This is a genomic window from Marinobacter changyiensis, from assembly GCF_009193265.1.
In the GTDB taxonomy this organism is placed as follows: Bacteria; Pseudomonadota; Gammaproteobacteria; order Pseudomonadales; family Oleiphilaceae; genus Marinobacter; species Marinobacter changyiensis.
The window spans coordinates 1-5,113 of record NZ_VZZZ01000012.1 but is presented as its reverse complement, the minus strand read 5'-3'; the positions used below and the strand labels follow the sequence as shown (position 1 = coordinate 5,113).

Below are 5,113 nucleotides of genomic sequence, written 5' to 3'. Positions count from 1 at the left end.
TCGGCCTCCTTCAAAATGCTGATGATCTGCTCGTCTGAAAATCGCTTTTTCATGTTCATCGTCCTCTGCTGTGATGAACATTACTAAGCTGAAAATGGTTAAGCCAGAGGGGAGCAGGTCAAACAGACAACGGAGCGAATGGTTCGGCCAAGCTGGAAAGCCAGACAGGGTTACTGTCACTCCTCAGCGTAGCACGTCACACCAAAACTGAATGCGGCGTGCCAAAGGTTGATCGGCGGAGGTACAAAACTGAAGCTACGGTCGCAAAGCGGACATTCGAGTAGGACGATTAACGCCCGGCACATGTGCCGATTTGTAGCCGCAAAGCGGCGGAGAAGCGGTCACCGTGATGCCGCTGGTTAGGCCTTGCTGCTTTGTGGAGCATACGCGGCCTCGAACTGAGGCAGATCGTCGTTGATGGGCCACCAATTGGCTTTTGATCCCGTATAGGAATGAGCCACCGGCTTTGACGACAACGACTCATTGATCAGCCCTGCGCGAATTCGAAGCACACCAGGCAGAGCGTCTTTTTTGCTGTAGATCGGCGATCCGCACTTACTACAAAAAACTCTCTGCTTGCCAGGCGACGCCTCAAACGATTTGAGTAACTCAGCGCCGCTATCCAACTGGAAAGCAGATTCTTTAACAGGTGTATTTGTTGCGAACGGTGTGCCCTGCGCTTTGCGGCATTGAGAGCAATGACACACCTGAATTGGTTCCAGTTCGGCCTGGATCTGGAAGTGGACCCCGCCGCATAAGCAATTACCCGTATACACAATGCCCCCTTTTTTTGCCTAGACATTATGACTCCCCACTAGAAGGCTGCCCCCACCTCGTGGGTTAGCCTCAGCCAGAGCCATAATTTACGTGTTCACATGCGTAAAATCGGGGGGCAGCACCATGAAAAAACATAGCACAGTGTTCATTGGCCTGGATACGCACAAAGACTCCATCGCTGTAGCCTACGCCACAGATTCCCGAATAGAACCCGTCACTTACCTGGGAAGCATCGGTACCCAGCACTACGCCATCCGCAAGATGGTCCGGCAGTTCGAATCCCGACACCCGGGTTGTCAGCTCCAGTTCGTCTATGAAGCCGGTCCCTGCGGCTACTGGCTCTACCGCCTGCTCTCAAGCTGGGACTATCCCTGCTTCGTGGTGGCACCATCACTGATTCCGAAGAAACCCGGGCAGCAGGTCAAAACCGACAAGCGCGACTGCATGCAGTTGGCTGGCACTGGTTATGTGTTTCAATTTGTCCATTTTATTTGAAATTCTATCTCTTCCTCTGAGCCTTCTCTTTCATGCTCAATATTGTATATAGCACGAACTGGCACATAGATTCGCTCACCGGCTATTTGAATTTCAAACTTATCTCCTGATTCCAATGCATCAGCCAAACGTCTTAGCTTAGAAACAAATTCAGAGGTTGAATATCCTTTCTCTATATCTCGATCATCTTTCATAAATATATCCTTTTAGTAGATGAGTTTTGTTCACATAACGAGGCTGTAGAAAAACCCGATTCTGAGTCGTTCCCGCTGCCTGGTTCCTGATTTTTTTGTAGCGGCCATCAACTAGCCGATTTTCGCGATTCCGATGTTCAGCCATCAGTTCCGGCTCTTTGACGGTATCAGTGCCGGTACTGCTGGCATCCAGCAGCCCCATATCCGGCCTTCTGATCCCTGCGTCATGCCGCTAGCTGCTCGTAATTCGCCAGTTTCTCAATATTGTGTACGAGGCAGTATAGCTGCCATTGGCCTTGTACCTTCTTCTTGCCTCGCAGGCTGAACCGGTTCAGTCGTTTGTTGGTGCCGATGTTGCCGAACACCGGTTCCACCACTGACATACGGTGGCCGTAGATCTCTTTGCCCCGCTGGCTGTCGACGCGTTGCTTCATCCAATCGGTATAAGTGGGTCCGCGTTTCAGCTCCAGGGTGTAGGAGACTTGCCGCCCTTTGCCTTTGCGATGATTTGCAGAGTCCGGGTTCTGCATGCATTGGTGTTTCTTGGGGCAATGCCGGCACTGGAGTAGTCTCCCCTGGAAGTGAGCCCGGAGCATACCGTTCTGATCGGTTCTTGTGCCCTCGTAGTGCAGGGATTCCCCTGCTGGACAGACACAGGCCATGGTGACTGGATCGAAGTGGAACTCAGTGGCTGGGATGGTTTTCTTCCAGCCCGTGTCCGGCAGGTTCTGATGACGTTTACCGTAAGTGTCTTTCTGGTTTGCGAACTTCGGGTCCCAGCTGCGGAACTGGTTGTCCGGCACATAGCCGTTGACAGGCCAGGCTCTGGCGTCGATATCGCTGCAAGCGCCAAAAACGCTCCTATTTGAAGAGACGTTTATCGCCATAGTGAGATCACAGGCAATGAGAGCTGGCAGTTTCGAGCAACGTATGGGTCTGAGCATTGATCTGCCCGAGAAGCTGACTGGCAAGCTGTTGCTGAAGGTCAATCTGGATGTTGTGAAATATCGATTGCGATTAGAATGTCGGCGGGTTCAAGTGCATCGCACAAAGGGGATATGAGAAGCATCATCCTGATGTTCACTGGCGGTTTAGTGGGCGGCACAATTGGGTCTGAAGCTGCTCCTATCTTTGCTGCGGCAGGCTTTTGAAAAAGGGCAATAAGCGATAACTCATTGCCCTTTTTCATTTCAGGCCCGAATAATAACTACGCAGATGCCGCTGAGGACCTGCTTCGGTACCTGCCGATCACAAACGCAGCTAGGCCAATCATCAATAACGCAAGCGAGCCCGGCTCTGGCACTTTCACCGTCGGTGCCACCACATTCAGGGTTGCCGAATTGGTGCCACTAACCAGTTCCTCGCCAAAAGCATCCGACAATAATACGGAACCAAAGTTCAGTGGGCTCGTGCCGACATTAGCAGCCAGAAACTGAAGAGTGAACAGTTCGAAGGCTGCCGGCTGATCCGACAGGTCAGGTGCCAAAGAGACAGCTATCAGGTCGACGACATTTTCTCCTTCTATTGGGGGCAGCAGAGGAGCAAACGTGTCCGCAAACTGTGTCGACTGATAGTCAATTACGGCGCCATCAAAGTCTAAACTCAGTTGGAATCCTCCAAGAGCAACACCCGAGGCGGGATCCAGACCGGAGATCCAGACATCCACGCTAACGGTATCACCCAACTGGTAGGTCTGCTCAACATCGCTCTGCGCGCTAGTGACCGACAACATGGGAAAAGCCCACCCTACCTGGGCGATCATCAACAATCCGGCCGCCAGCCCTGCTTTCGCTATTGTGTATTTCATAAACATCTCCTGTTTTCCTTTTCGGGTTATTGCTATGAGCCACAACCGGGCACATCACATTGAAGGACACATCCGCGAGCATCCAGCACATTGATCACTCCATCACCGTTCCAGTCGGCGGGGTCATCCTGTCCTGTCGCAGCGGTTCTGGCCAGGGACATGATCGAGTAAATGTCCGATATATCCACCTTGCCATCGCCGTTCATGTCACAGGCCATGGGACCTGTTTCGCCCTCAACGGTAATGGTGACGCTGTCGGTGGCCGACATCTCGCCATCGAACACTTCAAGCTCCAGTACGTAGCTGCCAGGCACATCAGGCATAAAACTCGCCAGTTCGGAGTTCGACAGCATGATGTCGCCCTGTACCAGTGCACTACCAGCCGGGATACTGACGAAGTGCCACAGATAGGTCAGGCCCAGAGGACCGCTGTCGGGATCGCTGCTGCCACTGCCATCCAGGGAAACCGTGTCACCTACGATGGCGGACTGATCGCTACCGGCATCCGCGATCGGCGCCTGGTTGCTGATGCCCACCTTGATTTCGACCGTTGTGCTGCCAATCGCGTCTCCGTCACTCACCGTTAGCTGAACCACATAGGACCCTGCTGCGTCTGGGGTGAAGAAGGCTGTCTGAGTAAGACGGTCCTCAATATCCGCGGCGGTCAGATCGCTGTCGGAAGGCACAGATTGGAGGGTCCATTCGAAGGTTAGCGGATCCGGTCCTGAGTCGGGATCGAAGCTGTCGCCGCCGTTCAGTTGCACTACATCGCCGAGATACACACTGGCAGGGGCGTCGATAACGGCAGTCGGGCCAACGTTGCTCTCACTGGCAGTGACCGTAACTGTTGCAGGGTCACTAAAGCTCTCACCGTCGCTAACCACCAGGCTAACCTCGTAAACACCCGCTACATCCGGCGTTAACGATGCAATGGGCTCAGCAGCGCCTGTCAGTCCGGTTAGCGCACTACCTTCCGGTGCCGAAACCAGAGTCCAGCTGTATTCAAGCGGGTCCATATCACCATCGGAAGAACCCGAGCCATCCAGGGTGGCTGTTTGGCCCACCAGCACTTGCTGATCTGCCCCGGCCTCAGCCACAGGTACCTGATTCTCCACCGTAATATTGACGGTATCGGTGTCCTCAAGGTCACCATCAGACACAGTCAGGGAGGCGATATAAATACCGCCCACATCAGGCGTGAACGACGTGGTGGCCTGATCCGTCGATGAGAGATCATCGGTTGTAACCAGGCTGCCTTCGGGTACAACGCCAATTTCCCAGGTATACGTCAGGGGCAGTGGAGCACCATCGGCATCAAAGGAACCTGAGCCATCCAGGGTGACGACTTGTCCCTTGGCCACGGACACCGAAGTGCCTGCGTCGGCAACGGGTGCTGAGTTGCTGATACCACCTTCGAGGCCCAACAGGATTCGGTAATCACCAGTTTGCGCCCCACCTTGGGTTATATCACCAATAATTAGCGTGTAAACGCCAGTCATGTTCACCTGGTAACGCTCAATGGTAGCCTCAGTCGAGCTTGAGCTCCCTGTGAGGTAATCACCGGTTGGGCCGTACAGGAGGAAATAAGGTGCAAGGGGGGTAGCACCAGTATCCAGAACCGACACATCCACCAGGCTGCCCGCAGATGCAGCGAATGTATAAGAATCCAGGTCACCGATGGTTACAGTCTCAGTTTTGGGAATACCAGGGATGAGCAATCCATGCTCATCAGCACCAGGCGCGCTGGCGAAATGCAGTTCGTAGTTTCCGGTTTGCGCCCCGCCTTGAGTCACGTCGTCCACCAGCACGGTATAGGTGCCGGTCTGGGGTACCTGAAAAT

At 53.7% G+C, this 5,113-nt stretch carries 8 protein-coding genes and 2 pseudogenes; 1 reads left to right on the top strand and 9 read right to left on the bottom strand.

Annotated elements, in window-relative coordinates:
• Together F6Y09_RS20390 and F6Y09_RS19975 are read right to left on the bottom strand one after the other, a co-directional pair.
• Positions 1-180, bottom strand: a 180-nt coding sequence (locus F6Y09_RS20390) for a hypothetical protein (protein WP_218944215.1), incomplete at its 3' end; no start/stop codon positions are given.
• Between the two features lie 179 nt (positions 181-359).
• Positions 360-776 (bottom strand): GFA family protein, encoded by a 417-nt coding sequence (locus tag F6Y09_RS19975; RefSeq protein ID WP_179959485.1) that lies wholly within the window; start codon positions 774-776, stop codon positions 360-362.
• Positions 777-900: 124 nt separating this feature from the next.
• Here F6Y09_RS19975 and F6Y09_RS19970 point away from each other — a divergent pair, with 124 nt between their 5' ends.
• Positions 901-1,272: a hypothetical protein gene (locus F6Y09_RS19970; protein WP_152208721.1), complete on the top strand. Its 372-nt coding sequence runs from the start codon at positions 901-903 to the stop codon at positions 1,270-1,272.
• Here the strand turns inward: F6Y09_RS19970 and F6Y09_RS19965 are convergent.
• From F6Y09_RS19965 to F6Y09_RS20250, 7 genes and pseudogenes are all read right to left on the bottom strand, one after another.
• Entirely contained in the window at positions 1,251-1,466 is a 216-nt protein-coding gene (locus F6Y09_RS19965) for an amphi-Trp domain-containing protein (protein ID WP_152208720.1), read from the bottom strand. The two genes, F6Y09_RS19970 and F6Y09_RS19965, sit on opposite strands and share 22 nt — an antisense overlap.
• Complete coding sequence (locus F6Y09_RS19960; protein WP_152208719.1) at positions 1,456-1,668, bottom strand: hypothetical protein; 213 nt, start codon at positions 1,666-1,668, stop codon at positions 1,456-1,458. The genes F6Y09_RS19965 and F6Y09_RS19960 overlap by 11 nt, the downstream gene beginning before the upstream one ends.
• Positions 1,669-1,690: 22 nt before the next feature.
• A pseudogene (locus F6Y09_RS19955) lies at positions 1,691-2,281 on the bottom strand (transposase); the annotation flags it as partial.
• A gap of 82 nt (positions 2,282-2,363) precedes the next feature.
• A pseudogene (locus F6Y09_RS20910) lies at positions 2,364-2,474 on the bottom strand (IS1595 family transposase); the annotation flags it as partial.
• A complete protein-coding gene (locus F6Y09_RS20385) occupies positions 2,452-2,655 on the bottom strand; it encodes a hypothetical protein (RefSeq protein WP_152208718.1) in 204 nt (67 codons plus the stop codon). The pseudogene F6Y09_RS20910 and the gene F6Y09_RS20385, both read right to left, overlap by 23 nt.
• An 18-nt stretch (positions 2,656-2,673) precedes the next feature.
• Complete coding sequence (locus tag F6Y09_RS19945; RefSeq protein ID WP_179959484.1) at positions 2,674-3,273, bottom strand: PEP-CTERM sorting domain-containing protein; 600 nt, start codon at positions 3,271-3,273, stop codon at positions 2,674-2,676.
• Positions 3,274-3,305: 32 nt separating this feature from the next.
• Positions 3,306-5,113: PKD domain-containing protein (locus F6Y09_RS20250; protein ID WP_246180619.1), on the bottom strand; the 1,808-nt coding region annotated here is incomplete at its 5' end.